Below are 14,989 nucleotides of genomic sequence, written 5' to 3' on the forward strand. Positions count from 1 at the left end.
ATGTCCACCCCCCACAAGTTTGAAACCCTGGCGGTGCACGCCGGCTATTCGCCCGACCCCACCACCAAGGCCGTGGCCGTACCCATCTACCAGACCGCTGCTTATGCATTCGACAACGCGCAGCATGGCGCCGACCTGTTCGACCTGAAGGTGCCGGGCAACATCTACACGCGCATCATGAACCCGACGCAGGACGTGCTGGAAAAGCGTCTGGCGGCGCTGGAGGGTGGCATCGCTGCACTGGCCCTGGCATCTGGCCAGGCCGCGGTGACCTACGCCATCCAGACCATCGCCGAGGCCGGTGACAACATCGTCTCCAGCACGGCGCTCTATGGCGGCACCTACAACCTGTTTGCCCACACGTTGCCGCAGTACGGCATCACCACCCGCTTCGCCGACCACCGCGACCCCAACAGTTTCGAAGCGCTGATCGACGACAAGACCAAGGCGATCTTTGTGGAATCGCTGGGCAACCCGCAAGGCAATGTGACCGACATCGCGCGCGTGGCCGAGATTGCGCACCGCCATGGCGTGCCGCTCATCGTGGACAACACGGTGGCGTCCCCCTTCCTGCTGCGCCCCATCGAGCATGGAGCCGACATCGTGGTGCACTCGCTCACCAAATACCTGGGCGGCCACGGCACCAGCATTGGCGGTGCGATCGTGGACTCGGGCAAGTTCCCGTGGGCTGAAAACAAGGCACGCTTCAAGCGCCTGAACGAACCCGACGTGAGCTACCACGGCGTGATCTACACCGAAGCCCTGGGCCCTGCCGCCTACATCGGCCGCGCCCGCGTGGTGCCGCTGCGCAATATGGGAGCTGCCATTTCGCCGTTCAACGCCTTCCAGATCCTGCAAGGCATCGAGACCCTGGCGCTGCGCATGGAGCGCATCACAAGCAATGCCAGCGCGGTAGCCCAGTTCCTGCAAAAGCATCCCAAGGTGAGCTGGGTGAACTACGCCGGTTTGCCCGAGCACCCGGACCATGCCCTGGCGCAGAAGTACCTGGGTGGCAAACCTTCCGGTCTGCTGACCTTTGGCGTGAAGGCACCCGAAGGCAAACGCCGTGAAGCCGGTGCGGCCTTCCTCGATGCGCTGCAGGTCTTCACCCGCCTGGTCAACATCGGCGACACCAAGTCACTGGCCACCCACCCGGCTTCCACCACGCACCGCCAACTGTCGGCTGAAGAGCTGACCAAGTCCGGCGTGCCGGAAGACGCGGTGCGCCTGTCGGTGGGCATTGAACACATTGACGACCTGCTGGCCGATCTGGAGCAGGCACTGGGAGCGACATGAACTTTCAACAACTGCGCTCCGTGCGCGAGGCCGTGCGCTGCAATTTCAACCTGACCGAAGTGGCGCACATGCTGTTCACGTCGCAGCCCGGCGTGAGCCGCCAGATCCGTGAACTGGAGGAAGAGCTGGGGGTGGAAATCTTCGTGCGCGCGGGCAAGCGCCTGACCGGCCTCACGCCCCCGGGCGTGGCCATTCTGCCCATCGTGGAGCGGCTGCTGCTGGACGCCGAGAACATCAAGCGCGCCGGCCAGGACTTCACGGCGCAGATGGAAGGCCAACTCACGGTGGCCGCGACCCACACGCAGGCACGCTATGCCCTGCCGCAGGTGGTGAAGGACTTTCGCGATCGCTTCCCCAAGGTCACCTTGCACCTGCACCAGGGCTCGCCCAAGCAGGTGGCCGCGATGCTGATTTCGGGAGAGGCCGACATCGGCGTGGCTACGGAAGCGCTGGGCGACTACGCCCAATTGCTGACCCTGCCTTGCTACCGCTGGACCCACAGCGTGATCGTGCCCCCCGGGCATCCGCTGCTCGAAGAAAAGGGCCCGATCACACTGCAGCAGTTGATCCGCTATCCCATCATCACCTACGAGGTGGGTTACACCGGCCGCTCGCATATTGACGATGCCTTCTCTGCCGAAGGGCTGCAGCCGGACGTGGTGCTGACCGCCATGGACGCCGACGTGATCAAGACCTATGTCGAACTGGGCATGGGTATTGGCATCGTGGCCTCCATTGCGCTGGACGAAGAGCGCGACCGCGCCCTGCGCATTCTGGATGCCGGCCATCTGTTCACCGTGAACGTGACCCGACTGGGTCTGCGCAAGGGTGCTTGGCTACGTGGCTACGCGTACAGTTTTGTGGAACTGTTCGTGCCCACCCTGACCAGGGAAGTGGTGACGGCGGCATTTGCGGAGGCCGGCTGACTGCTGGCGCCAAAGCGCTGGTAGCGGGTCGCATCTCCTATAGTGGCGGTTTTCCATCCGAACTACCCTCAGCCCACATGACTTCCTTTACCCCTCTGAGCGCTCTGGCCGGCGGCCTGCTGATCGGCACGGCCGCCATCCTGCTGCTCTGGCTCAATGGCCGCATTGCCGGCGTGACCGGCATGATCACCGGTCTGCTGGTCAAGCCGTCAGGCACACAGATCTGGCGTCTGCTGTTCCTGGCCGGGCTGGTGCTGGGCACAGTGCTGTATGCCGCCTGGGGCCAAGCTACGCCTTTGCGCCATGGCTTTCCTGTGCCGTTGCTCATCGTGGCGGGCCTCCTGACCGGCTACGGAACGGCCCAAGCTAACGGCTGCACCAGTGGCCACGGCGTCTGCGGTCTGGCGCGTCTGTCTGTGCGTTCACTGGTGGCTACCGGCACCTTCCTGGGTGTGGCCATCGTGACCACCTTCGTGGTGCGGCATTTGGTGGGGCTGGCCACATGAGCCGCGCCACCTTGCGCAATCTGGCGGCACTGGCCAGTGGCGTGGTGTTCGGCCTAGGACTGTCGCTGGCGCAGATGACCAACCCCGACAAGGTGCTGAACTTTCTGGACGTGGCAGGCAGCTGGGACGCCAGCCTGCTCTTCGTGCTGGGCGGCGCTGTGGTGGTGAGCGCCGTGGTCTTCCATTTCATTCTGAAGCGCCGTGCGCCCCTGTGGGACACCGTGTTTCACCTGCCGCTGGCGCGTGCGATCGACAAACCACTGGTCATCGGCTCGGCCCTGTTCGGTATCGGCTGGGGCCTGTCCGGGTATTGCCCAGGCCCGGCAATTGCTTCTGGCGGCCTCAACAACCCGGAGGCGCTCTGGGTGGTGCCCAGTATCATCGCCGGCGCCGCACTGCAGCGCTGGAGCCACTACCGCCAGACTGCCGACATTGATTAAACGCAACCTGCCAACCGCCGATAACTGATACAAGCGCCCATTCCACCTACTCAGCGAGCCCCCATGAACCGTCCCACACCGTCCAGCGAATTCGAATGGCCCACCTGGTTGTTGTGGGGCGTGATTCTGTTGTCCTGGGTGGCACTGGTGGGAACCTATGGCAGCATTCCCACCTGGCTGTCCACCGGGCTGCTGATCGTGCTGCTGGCGTGGTACATGAGCTTTCAGCACGAACTCACCCACGGCCACCCCACGCGCAACGAAACCATCAACCGGCTGATCGGCCTGCCACCGCTGGCTGTGTGGTATCCGTTCGACACCTACAAGAAGGACCATCTCAAACACCATGACGATGCGCATCTGACCGAGCCCGGTGTGGATACGGAGAGCAACTACATCACCCCCGAGCAGGCCGCCACCATGGGCCCGGTGGCGCTGTGGCTGTACAAGAGCCAGCGCACCGTGCTGGGCCGCTTCATCATCGGCCCGGCCATCGTCAACGTGAGCCTGTGGACGCGGCTGGTACGGTCCCTGGCCAAGGGCGAGACCACCGAACTGAAAGTCTGGAGCTTGCACCTGCCGCTGGTGGCGCTGCTGCTGTGGCTGTTGGACCAGTACACCCGCATCCCGGTGTGGCACTACTGCTTTGGCATTGCCTACCCGGCACTGGGCCTGGCCATGCTGCGTTCGTTGTACGAGCACCGCCCCGGCGTCTTGCCCGCACACCGCACCGTGATCAACGAGGCCGCGCTGCCCTGGCGGCTGCTCTACCTCAACAACAACTTCCACGTGGTGCACCACGCCTACCCTGGCGTGCAGTGGTACAAGATTCCCGCGCTGTACCGGGCGGACCGCGCCGCCTACCAGGAGCGCAACGGCGGCTTTGTGCTGCCGGGCTACCTCTACCTGATTCGCAACTTCGCCTTCAAGCCGGTTGACAATCCGGTGCTGGCCGCTCCCGCCACGGCACCCAAGCGCACCGCCCCCAAACGCGTGCCAGCCAAGCCCTGAGCATGCAGGCAGCATTGCCCATGTACTTCCCGCCGCGCGAGGCGGTAGAGGCCTTCTGGGCGGCGCTGGCCGGACTGTTGCGTACGGATGCTGCATGCGCCGGATATGACATCCCTGCCGCATTGCGCTGGCCCGAAGACGTTCATGCCCAATGGCTGGAGAGTGACCTGTTGCTCAGCCAGGCCTGTGGCTACCCCTTCGTCACCATGCTCAAGGGGCGGGTGCAACTGGTGGGCACGTTTGCCTATGAGGCGGTGGGCGCGCAGGGCATTTATTGCCGCAGCCAGCTCATTTGCCGCGCAGACGATGTGCGCCAGACGCTGGCGGAATTTGCCGGCAGCACCGTGGCCTTCAACGACACCATCTCACAATCCGGCTACAACGCCTTGCGCGCACTGGTGGCTACCACCACCACGCAGAGGCCGTTCTTTGACAAGGCGCTCCATACCGGCTCGCATTACCGCTCCATAGAAGCGGTGCGTACGGGACAGGCGGATATGGCCTCCATAGACCCGGTCAGCTGGGCGCACTGGCAGCGCAGCAACCCATCACTTGGCACGCAGCTGCGCGTGTTTGAGCAAACCCAACCCTACCCCGGCCTGCCCTTGATCACTGCGCTGGAAACTCCGCCGGCAGTGCTGCAAGCCTTGCGCAAAGGCCTGCACACCCTGGCGCACGATGCGGCCTATGCCGCGCTGCGCAAGCCGCTACTGATCAGCGGCTTTGAAGTGACCGACAGATCGCACTACCAGATGTGTGTGACGATGCAGGAGCAAGCTTTACTCCACGGCGTGCGAGACCTTTGACGAATGGCATACGATAGCGCCTGAGCAAAGAACAAGTTCTGGGAGGAACGATGGCTGCAGTCGCGACAGTGTTTGGCGCAGAAGAACAAATGAACTCCGCCGCCCATGCAGGTGGCATCAAGGGAATTCCCATTCCACCGCGCCCGCTGGTGGTTCAGCAGATGCAGGAAGAGATGGCGTGGCCTGAACCGGACATGCGTCGCATTGCCCAGATCGTGGGCCAGGACGTTGGCCTGACGGTCGCCGTTCTGAAGACCGTGAATTCCCCCATGTATGGCTTGAGTCGCAAGGCCGAATCAGTGGAACAGGCCGTCAACCTGATCGGGCTCAAGCAACTGGAAAACCTGGTGACAGCCCTGGCCATGCGCAACCTGCTCAAGGGTGACAGCAATTTCCTGGGCCGTTTCTACGACACGTCGGCCCGACGCGCCCAGGCCATGGCCCATATGGCCAAGGCCACCGGTGTGGTGGATGTGGGATTGGCCCAGACCTTCGGCCTGTTCTGCGACGTCGGCATTCCACTGCTGATGCAGCGCTTCCCAAGCTATACCCAGACTCTGCGCATTGCGAACGAGGACAGCGAGCGCTCCTTTACCGCCGTGGAACATGAAGCCCATAACACCGACCACGCCCTTATTGGCGCGCTGATGGTGAGGACCTGGGGACTATCCAAGCACGTCGCACTGGCCATCCGCATGCACCACGACTACCACGTGTTTCTGGACCCGCAGGCACCGCTGGAAGTGGTGCGATTAATCTCGCTGAACATCGTGGCCGAGGAGGCCATCCAGCGCTATGCCCAGATGCATTCCAACGTGGAGTGGCTCAAGGGTGGTGACTACGTCCCCAGCACGCTGTCCATGGAACCGGCCGAAGTCGAGGAGTGGATTGAACAATTGACCGATACGTTTGCCCTCGGCATGGAGTAACCCTACTCGGTATTTGTGCTCTGTCGGAAACCGGTGCGATTGCTTTAGAGTCGCACCATGGGAGTGCCTACAACCTCTGAAAAACCCTCCGGCCAGGAGCAGGAGTCCGCTTGGCGAATCGTAGCTGTCTACACAATCTTCGCAGCGTTGTGGATTCTGCTGTCCGACACGCTGGTCGGCTCGATGTTCTCCGACGCCAAAGTGGTCGCCATGATCGGCTTGTTCAAAGGCTGGCTGTTTGTGGGCGTCACTGCGCTCTTGCTTTTCACACTGATTTCCCGCCTGATCGGCAACTACGAAAAGTCCCTGGAGCAACTGAAGCTGCGCGAAGACGAGCTCAACCGCAGCCAGCACCTGCTGCTGGAGGCGCAACACATCGCCGGACTGGGAAGCTATGAGCTGGACATTGCATCGGGGCGCTGGACTTCCTCCGATATCTGCGATGAGGTACTTGGCATTCCCCGGGACTTCGAGCGCACGCTGGAGAGCTGGAGCGGCCTGGTACACCCCGACGACTGGCCTGCATTGCTTGCCTACTTCACCGAACAGGTACTGCAGGCAGGAAAACCGTTTGATCGGGAGTACCGGATCGTCCGCCACTCTGACAAGGAAATCCGCTGGATCCGCGCGCTGGGCAAGGTGACGCGCGATGCGCAAGATAATCCGGCTCGATTGACGGGGACGCTGCAAGACATATCCACCCTGATGTGGGCGCAGGCCCGGATCACAGAGACTACCAACACCTTGCAGGCCACCCTGGATGCATTGCCGGATCTGCTGTTTGAGGTCAGCGAACAGGGTTACATATTCCAGTACCACTCACACAGCAGGGATCTGCTGGCTGCACCACCGGAGGCTTTTCTTGGAAAGCGGTTTGACGAGGTGCTGCCGCCCGAGGCCTGCGCTGTGTGCAGAGCCGCCATAGACGAGGCATCGCGAACCGGATTCTCTTCCGGCAAGCGGTATTCGCTCGATCTGGCACAAGGTACACGCTGGTTCGACCTCTCGGTTGCGCCCATGGCCACGGGAACACAGAACAGCAAGCGCTTCATCTTCATTGCGCGGGACGTCACGGACCGCTATCTGGCCGAAAAACAACTGGAGCTTGCCGGCCTGGTGTTCAACCATGCACGTGAAGGCATCGTGGTAACGGACGCCGAAGGGGCCATCATCGATGTCAATCAGGCCTTTGCACGCGTCACCGGCTATTCCCGTGAGGAAGTCCTGGGAAGGAACCCGAGATTCCTGAGTTCCGGGCGACAAAGCAAGGAGTTCTACAACGTCATGTGGACCCGTTTGCTGGAACTGGGATTCTGGACCGGCGAGGTGTGGAACCGCCACAAGGATGGCGAAGAGTATGCAGAGCTTCTCACCATCAGTGCCGTGCGCGGCCCGACCGGTCAGGTGGTGCAATATGTGGCCTTGTTCTCCGACATCACGGCGCTCAAGAAGTACCAGTCTGAACTGGAGCACGTAGCGCACTTCGACGTTTTGACCGGACTGCCCAACCGGCTGCTGTTGGCCGACCGGCTGCACCAAGCCATGGCCCAATGCCAGCGGCGCGGGCAGAAGGTGTTGATTGCCTATCTGGATCTGGATGATTTCAAACGGGTGAATGACAGCTACGGCCATGAAGTGGGAGACGCTCTACTGCAGGCCCTGGGCCAGCGGCTGGTGGCCCACCTGCGCGATGGTGACACGCTGGCGCGCATTGGTGGTGACGAGTTTGTGGCCGTGCTCACGGACTTTGTGGACACGGAGTCGGTGATGCCACTGATTTCCCGGTTGATTGCCGCGGCGACCGAGCCTTTCCATCTGGAAGAGCGGGTGCTTCGCATATCCACCAGTGTCGGCATCACCGTATTCCCGCAGGAGGCGGAGCTGGATGCCGAGCAACTCCTGCGACAGGCCGACCAGGCCATGTACCAGGCCAAAGTGGCTGGCAAGAACCGCTACCACGTATTCGATTTCCGCCACGACAGCGAGATACGCGTGCACTTCGACATATTGGAGCGCATGCGCCTGGCCTTGGCGCAGTCCGAATATGTGCTGCACTTCCAGCCCAAGGTGAACATGCGCACGGGCACCGTCATTGGCGCAGAAGCCCTGATCCGCTGGCAGCACCCTGAACGCGGCTTGCTTGCGCCTGGGGAGTTCCTGTCATCGGCGGAGGAGAGTCCGATTTCCGTGGACATCGGCGAATGGGTGATAGATGCAGCGCTGCGCCAGCACCTGGTCTGGCTGAGCCAGGGCTTCGAGATACCGGTGAGTGTCAACGTGGGTGCCATCCAGTTGCAGCAGTGCGATTTCCTGCAACGTCTTCAACGGATACTGGCGCGTTACCCCAGCGTCAAACCCGGCAATCTGCAAATTGAGATCCTGGAAACCAGTGCCCTGCGGGACATGCAGCAAGTCACTACCGTCATTCAGGCATGCAAGGATATGGGCGTGGAATTCGCGCTGGACGATTTTGGTACCGGCTATTCGTCACTCACCTATCTGCGTCAGCTGCCCGTGGCCATGCTGAAGATAGACCAGAGTTTTGTCTGCAACATGTTGGACAACGTGGACGACCAGGCCATTCTGCGTGGCGTGGTGGGTCTGGCCCAGGCCTTCGGACGCAAAGTCATTGCCGAGGGGGTGGAGACCGAGGCACATGGCAGGTTGCTGCTGCAATTCGGCTGCGACCTGGCGCAGGGTTATGGAATCGCCAGGCCGATGGCGGGTGATGCCTTTGCCCTGTGGATGCAAGATTGGACGTTGCATCCGGGTTGGCCCGAGCGCCGCTAGCTACACTCGCCTTTTCTTATTTTTGAACGCACGGAGAAACCCATGATCAAACGCCTGGATGTCGGAGCCCGCATGTCCGAAGTCGCGGTTCACAACGGAGTGGCCTATCTGGCCGGACAGGTTGCCGAAGATGGCAGCCAGGACATCGGCGGCCAGACCCGGCAGGTTCTCGCTGCAATTGATGCCTTGCTGGCGCGCGTGGGCAGCGACAAGAGCAAGATCCTGATGACGCAGATCTTTCTGGCCGATCTGGCCGACTTCCCCGGCCAGACACCGCCGCGCGCCACCGTGCAGGCGGCATTGGCCAAGCCGGATTGGAAAATTGAAGTGGTGATCAGCGCCGCTGTTTGACTCGCAGGGCTTTTCGGCTCTCCTGATGCGCCGGGCGTCCGTGCTGTATAGCATGCAGTACTGACTGGCCCCGCTGGGTCCTTAAACCCATTCATCAGGAACATCATGGATCTCCAACTCAAAGGCAAACTGGCCCTGGTTTCAGGAAGCACGGCCGGAATTGGCTATGCCATTGCTGCGGCACTGGCCGCAGAAGGCGCACGCGTCATCGTCAATGGCAGGTCGCAAGCATCTGTTGACGCGGCTGTGGCGACCATCAGCGCTGGCCCCGGCGGGCAGGTGCTGGGGTTTGCCGGTGACCTCAGCAAGGCTGCCGTGGCCGAGTCGCTTGTCCGCCAATATCCTGACATTGAAATACTGGTCAACAACCTGGGCATCTTTGAGCCCAAGCCCTTCGAGGACATTGACGACGCGGACTGGCTGCGGTTCTTCGATGTCAATGTGCTCAGTGGTGTGCGGTTGGCGCGCCTGTGCCTGCCTGCCATGAAGGCGGCTAACTGGGGCCGCATCATCTTCATCTCCAGCGAGAGCGCGGTGCAGATTCCCGCAGAGATGATTCACTACGGCATGACCAAGACGGCACAGCTTGCCGTATCGAGGGGGCTCGCCGAGTCCGTAGCCGGAACCGGCATCACCGTGAACAGCGTTCTGCCGGGGCCCACGCGATCACGCGGCGTAGGCGACTTCGTCGAGGCCCTGGCCAAGGCCGACGGCACAACCGTGGAGGCATTTGAAAAGCAGTTCTTCGAGACGCCGCAGGAAATTGCCAACATGGTTGCCTACATCGCCAGCCCGCTTTCGTCCGGAACGACGGGCGCCGCACTCCGGGTGGACGGCGGCTGTCTGAAGAGCGCCTTTTAGCAAACCGCTACCATGATCCGTGCGGAACGGGTCGGTCAGACCTTGCATCCCGCGCATCTGACCCAATGTTGTTGATCTTTCCAACAGGAGAACCACCATGGCTCGCAAGACTCCCATCCAGCGCTACCGCAACATCGGCATCTCTGCCCACATTGATGCCGGCAAGACCACAACCACGGAGCGCATCCTGTTTTACACCGGGGTGAACCACAAGATTGGTGAAGTGCATGACGGCGCGGCCACCATGGACTGGATGGAACAGGAGCAGGAGCGCGGCATCACCATCACCTCGGCAGCCACCACCTGCTTCTGGAAGGGCATGGCGGGCAACCTGGAAGAGCACCGCATCAACATCATCGACACCCCGGGACACGTGGACTTCACCATCGAGGTGGAGCGCTCCATGCGGGTGCTCGACGGCGCCGTCATGGTGTACGACGCCGTGGGCGGCGTGCAACCGCAATCCGAGACGGTCTGGCGCCAGGCCAACAAATACAAGGTGCCGCGCCTGGCATTCGTCAACAAGATGGACCGGGTGGGCGCCGACTTCCTGCGCGTGCGCCAGATGATGGTGGACCGGCTCAAGGCGAACCCCATCGTGTTGCAGATCCCTATCGGGGCGGAAGAGCACTTCCAGGGTGTGGTCGATCTGGTCAAGATGAAAGCCATCATCTGGGACGCCGACAAGGGCGTGACCTTCAAGTACGAAGAGATTCCCGCCAACCTGGCCGAGGTCTGCGAGCAGTACCACGGCATCCTGCTGGAAGCAGCGGCCGAGTCCAGCGAAGAGCTGATGAACAAGTACCTGGAAACCGGCACGCTGAGCGAAGCCGAGATCAAGGCTGCCATCCGCCAGCGCACGCTGGCTGGTGAACTGCAACCCATGCTGTGCGGCTCTGCCTTCAAGAACAAGGGCGTGCAAGCCATGCTGGATGCGGTGGTGGAGTACCTGCCGTCTCCGGTGGACATTCCACCCGTGCCCGGCACCGACGCCGATGACCAACCCACCGTGCGCCGCGCCGCCGACGACGAAAAGTTTTCCGCACTGGCCTTCAAGCTGATGACGGACCCGTATGTGGGCCAGCTCACCTTTGTGCGCGTGTATTCCGGCGTGCTGAAGTCGGGCGACTCGGTCTACAACCCGATACGGGGCAAAAAGGAACGCATAGGCCGCATTCTGCAGATGCACGCCAACCAGCGCGAGGAGATCAAGGAGATCCTGGCCGGTGACATTGCCGCCTGTGTCGGGCTGAAAGAAGTCACCACCGGCGAGACGCTGTGCGACCCGGAAAGCGTGATCACGCTGGAGAAGATGGTCTTCCCCGAGCCCGTGATCTCACAGGCGGTGGAGCCCAAGACCAAGGCCGACCAAGAAAAGATGGGTATTGCCTTGGGCCGCCTGGCGCAGGAAGACCCGTCCTTCCGCGTGCGCACCGACGAAGAGTCCGGCCAGACCATCATCTCCGGCATGGGCGAGCTGCACCTGGAAATCATCGTGGACCGCATGAAGCGCGAATTCGGTGTAGAGGCCAGCGTGGGCAAGCCCCAGGTTGCCTACCGCGAGACCATACGCAAGTCCGTCTCGGATGTGGAAGGCAAGTTCGTGCGCCAGTCCGGCGGCAAGGGGCAGTACGGCCATGTGGTACTGACGGTGGAGCCACAGGCGCCGGGCAAGGGCTTCGAGTTTGTCGATGCCATCAAGGGTGGTGTGGTGCCGCGCGAGTTCATACCCGCGGTGAAGAAGGGCATTGAGGATTCACTGCCCAACGGCGTGCTGGCAGGCTACCCGGTGGTGGACGTCAAGGTCACGCTGACCTTTGGCTCCTACCACGAGGTGGACTCCAATGAAAACGCCTTCAAGATGGCTGCATCCCTGGGCTTCAAGGACGGCTGCCGCAAGGCGACGCCGGTCATTCTGGAACCCATGATGGCAGTGGAAGTGGAAACGCCGGAAGACTATGCCGGCAACGTCATGGGCGATCTGTCGTCACGGCGCGGCATGGTGCAAGGCATGGACGATGTGCCGGGCGGTGGCAAGGTCATCAAGGCAGAAGTGCCACTGTCCGAGATGTTCGGCTATTCCACGACGCTTCGCTCCATGTCCCAGGGGCGTGCAACGTACACCATGGAGTTCAAGCACTACAGCGACGCGCCCAAGAACGTGGCGGACGCGATCATTTCCAGTCGGCAAAAGTGAGCGGCTGAACCGCGGTCTGGCGATCGCGGTTCAGTTCACCGGCTGGTGGAAGCGGATGGCATTGCGCCCGGCCTCCTTGGCCTGGTACATGGCCCGGTCTGCCCAGTTCAGGATGTCATCGGGTCTGGTTTCATGGCCCAAAAACATGGCAATGCCCACACTGGCAGAACAGTGGTGCTCGACCAGATTGCCCACATCCCCATCGGCTTCAATCTGCAGCTGGTAGGGCTGCGATATGGTGTTGCAGATTTTTCCCGCAATGGCGCGGGCCAGTGAGGCCGATTCGGCTTCGTCCATACTCAGCGCGCTCAGGATCACCACGAATTCATCGCCGCCAATGCGCGCCACGGTGTCTTCGGCGCGCATCAGGCGTTTGAGTCGATTGGCTACTTCGATCAACAGCAAATCCCCCACGGCATGGCCGTGCAGGTCGTTGATGGGTTTGAAATTGTCCAGGTCGATGAATATCAGGGCGTTGTAGAAGTAACTCCGCTTGCTTGCTGCCATGGACTGTTTCAGGCGATCCAGCATCAGACGGCGGTTCGGCAGGCCGGTCAAGACATCGTTGAACGCCATGTCATGCACTCGCTCGTCCTTTGCCTTGCGCTCGGTGATGTCAAACGAAACGACCGCCACATTCTTGACCTTGCCCGTGCCATCGCGGATGACGCCGCTGCGCGATTCCATGTAGCGCACGTCCTTGTGGTTGGGCAGCATGAAGCGGTATTCCAGGTGGCGCCCCACACCGGTGGTGACGACTTCCTGGAATGCCTGCTCCACGCGCTCACGGTCTTCGGGGTGTATTTCCAGAAAGGAAAACGTCCCTGCGGAGTCACCGGGGCCCAGCAGGCGCCGGTAGGAAGGACTGTTGTAGACGCGCACGCCCTTGAGGTCGAGCACGGCAACAAAGCCGTCCAGGTTTTCGGTGATCAGGCGGAAGAACTCGCCTTGTTCGCGCAGTTCGGCATGGACCTTCTTGCGATCGGATATGTCGCGAAAGAAGCCAAACATCTCCTGCCCGTTGTCGTCCGCAAGGGCCATGGATACGTCCGCATTCCACAGGGTTCCATCCTTGCGCCGAAGAATGGTTTCGAAGCGCCGCCCTTTTGCACCATCAACAAGTGTTGCGTTGGCATTCGCCTCCAGGGCATGGCTATCGAATGCGGAAATATGCAAGCCCGCCAGCTCTTCACGCGGGTAACCGGAAAGCGCACAGAAGGCGGCGTTGACGTCAACCACCACGCCTGCCCTGGAAATATGCAGGTAGCCGTCCAGTGAAGTTTCGATGACTTGTCTGTGGTTTACATCCGTGGCATTCATATTCACTCTGAATCACCTGAAGCCCGGATACTGTGCGCCGCGTAGTTCAATATGACACCAAAATAGTTGATACCGCCAAGCGAATGCACAGGTGACCGGCCTGCGTTCGATATTTCATTTTCTCCGGCCCGAAGGCCCAATCGCATCTTATCGGCAAATAGTTATCCATATTTACCAATATTTTTCTGATGACGGATTATGTTGCATACCTATGCAAAGCCGTGCTTAGCGCATCCGCGCTGCAATATTGCTGGCTGCATTGCATAAACTGTGCCGATAGCGTCTTGCCCCCTGCCAAAGCAAAGTCGAAGCAATTCGCCCTGCAATATTTCTGCGCACGTGCGATTGAATGCTAAATATTCACATATTTCAAAAATGAAATGGTCATTGGCAATGGAAAGACGGCGTCTCCAAGCGATTGACCTCATCCTGAGTCGCAGTACTGCGATGCAGATAAATTACAGGACCTGAAGGCTCTCAACCCCGAACCCGCTTATGCATCTCACAGAATTGCTCGGTATCCGATACGCGCTGATACAGGCACCCATGGCAGGTGTGCAAGACAGCGCGCTGGCCATCGCTGTGTCGAATGCCGGAGCTCTGGGGTCCCTCCCATGCGCCATGCTGTCGCCGGCACAGATTCGTAGCGAACTCACGGCCATTCGTAGCGGTACGGACAAGCCCTACAACGTCAATTTCTTCTGCCACACCCCACCCCAGGTTTCTACACAAAGAGAGGCGCAGTGGCAAGAAGCGCTGATGCCCTATTACCGGGAATTTGACATCGACCCGGCAGGCATCACCGCAGGCTCCCAGCGGCAGCCCTTCAGCGCCGAACTGGCGGATTTGCTGGAGGAATTCAAGCCACCGGTGGTCAGCTTCCACTTCGGCCTGCCCACGCCACAATTGCTGGCACGCGTCAAGGCCTGGGGCACCAAGGTTCTATCTTCGGCAACCACGCTGGAAGAGGCTGTCTGGCTGGAGGCCCATGGGGCAGACGCCATCGTCGCGCAAGGGCTGGAAGCCGGAGGACACCGGGGCATTTTTCTCTCGGATGACCTCAGCACGCAGGTGGGCACCATGGCCTTGCTGCCGCAGTTGGCAGCACGCGTGCGCGTGCCGGTGATTGCGGCTGGCGGCATTGCCGATGTGCGCGGCGTCAAGGCGGCCATGGCGTTGGGCGCAGCCGGCGTGCAGGTGGGAACCAGCTACCTGCTGGCACATGAAGCCCGCACCAGCGCTGTGCACCGCGCCGCCTTGAAAAGCGATGAAGCGGTACACACCGCGTTGACCAACATCTTCACCGGTCGCCCGGCGCGCGGCATCGTGAACCGCGTCATGCGGGAGTTGGGGAACATCAGCGCCCATGCGCCGGCCTTCCCCCTGGCTGGCGGCGCTATCGCCCCTTTGCGCGCATACGCGGAAGCACGGCAATCGGGCGCGTTCTCACCGCTTTGGGCCGGGCAGAACACCAGCGGATGCGTGGAGAAGTCCGCTGCGGAAATTACCGCCGAGCTGGTCAGCGCATTGCCAGCGTAGGCGCGACACGGAACAGG

The 14,989-nt window shown here is 61.3% G+C and carries 13 protein-coding genes; 12 read left to right on the plus strand and 1 reads right to left on the minus strand.

The window, feature by feature from the left end; translation table 11 throughout:
• The 11 genes from AAGF34_RS06795 to fusA all read left to right on the plus strand — a co-directional run bounded on the left by AAGF34_RS06795 (position 1) and on the right by fusA (position 12,113).
• Positions 1 to 1,296: an aminotransferase class I/II-fold pyridoxal phosphate-dependent enzyme gene (locus tag AAGF34_RS06795; protein WP_342619856.1), complete on the plus strand. Its 1,296-nt coding sequence runs from the start codon at positions 1 to 3 to the stop codon at positions 1,294 to 1,296.
• Positions 1,293 to 2,222 carry a CysB family HTH-type transcriptional regulator gene (locus AAGF34_RS06800; RefSeq protein ID WP_342619857.1) on the plus strand — a complete coding sequence of 310 codons (930 nt, stop codon included), beginning with the start codon at positions 1,293 to 1,295 and terminating at the stop codon, positions 2,220 to 2,222. The genes AAGF34_RS06795 and AAGF34_RS06800 overlap by 4 nt, the downstream gene beginning before the upstream one ends.
• Before the next feature lie 77 nt (positions 2,223 to 2,299).
• Positions 2,300 to 2,728 carry a YeeE/YedE family protein gene (locus tag AAGF34_RS06805; protein ID WP_342619858.1) on the plus strand — a complete coding sequence of 143 codons (429 nt, stop codon included), beginning with the start codon at positions 2,300 to 2,302 and terminating at the stop codon, positions 2,726 to 2,728.
• Positions 2,725 to 3,168: a YeeE/YedE family protein gene (locus AAGF34_RS06810; protein ID WP_342619859.1), complete on the plus strand. Its 444-nt coding sequence runs from the start codon at positions 2,725 to 2,727 to the stop codon at positions 3,166 to 3,168. Before AAGF34_RS06805 ends, AAGF34_RS06810 begins: the two co-directional genes overlap by 4 nt.
• A gap of 63 nt (positions 3,169 to 3,231) precedes the next feature.
• Positions 3,232 to 4,179 (plus strand): fatty acid desaturase, encoded by a 948-nt coding sequence (locus AAGF34_RS06815; RefSeq protein WP_342619860.1) that lies wholly within the window; start codon positions 3,232 to 3,234, stop codon positions 4,177 to 4,179.
• A gap of 2 nt (positions 4,180 to 4,181) precedes the next feature.
• Entirely contained in the window at positions 4,182 to 4,985 is an 804-nt protein-coding gene (locus AAGF34_RS06820) for a PhnD/SsuA/transferrin family substrate-binding protein (protein ID WP_342619861.1), read from the plus strand.
• A gap of 50 nt (positions 4,986 to 5,035) precedes the next feature.
• The gene (locus tag AAGF34_RS06825) at positions 5,036 to 5,914 is read left to right on the plus strand and encodes an HDOD domain-containing protein (RefSeq protein ID WP_342619862.1); all 879 of its coding nucleotides are present in this window, start codon (positions 5,036 to 5,038) and stop codon (positions 5,912 to 5,914) included.
• Between the two features lie 57 nt (positions 5,915 to 5,971).
• Positions 5,972 to 8,704: an EAL domain-containing protein gene (locus AAGF34_RS06830; protein ID WP_342619863.1), complete on the plus strand. Its 2,733-nt coding sequence runs from the start codon at positions 5,972 to 5,974 to the stop codon at positions 8,702 to 8,704.
• Positions 8,705 to 8,746: 42 nt separating this feature from the next.
• Positions 8,747 to 9,055, plus strand: a complete 309-nt coding sequence (locus AAGF34_RS06835; RefSeq protein ID WP_342619864.1) for a RidA family protein — start codon at positions 8,747 to 8,749, stop codon at positions 9,053 to 9,055.
• A 105-nt stretch (positions 9,056 to 9,160) separates the two neighbouring features.
• Positions 9,161 to 9,916: an SDR family oxidoreductase gene (locus AAGF34_RS06840; protein WP_342619865.1), complete on the plus strand. Its 756-nt coding sequence runs from the start codon at positions 9,161 to 9,163 to the stop codon at positions 9,914 to 9,916.
• Positions 9,917 to 10,013: 97 nt separating this feature from the next.
• Positions 10,014 to 12,113: an elongation factor G gene (gene fusA / locus AAGF34_RS06845; protein ID WP_342619866.1), complete on the plus strand. Its 2,100-nt coding sequence runs from the start codon at positions 10,014 to 10,016 to the stop codon at positions 12,111 to 12,113.
• Between the two features lie 30 nt (positions 12,114 to 12,143).
• Here fusA and AAGF34_RS06850 read toward each other — a convergent pair whose 3' ends face one another.
• Positions 12,144 to 13,433, minus strand: coding sequence for a diguanylate cyclase (locus AAGF34_RS06850; RefSeq protein ID WP_342619867.1), 1,290 nt, complete (start codon positions 13,431 to 13,433; stop codon positions 12,144 to 12,146).
• A 495-nt stretch (positions 13,434 to 13,928) separates the two neighbouring features.
• Here AAGF34_RS06850 and AAGF34_RS06855 point away from each other — a divergent pair, with 495 nt between their 5' ends.
• Positions 13,929 to 14,972 (plus strand): nitronate monooxygenase, encoded by a 1,044-nt coding sequence (locus tag AAGF34_RS06855; RefSeq protein ID WP_342619868.1) that lies wholly within the window; start codon positions 13,929 to 13,931, stop codon positions 14,970 to 14,972.
• Positions 14,973 to 14,989 lie beyond the last annotated feature (17 nt).

Source organism: Rhodoferax sp. GW822-FHT02A01 (assembly GCF_038784515.1).
In the GTDB taxonomy this organism is placed as follows: Bacteria; Pseudomonadota; Gammaproteobacteria; order Burkholderiales; family Burkholderiaceae_C; genus Allorhodoferax.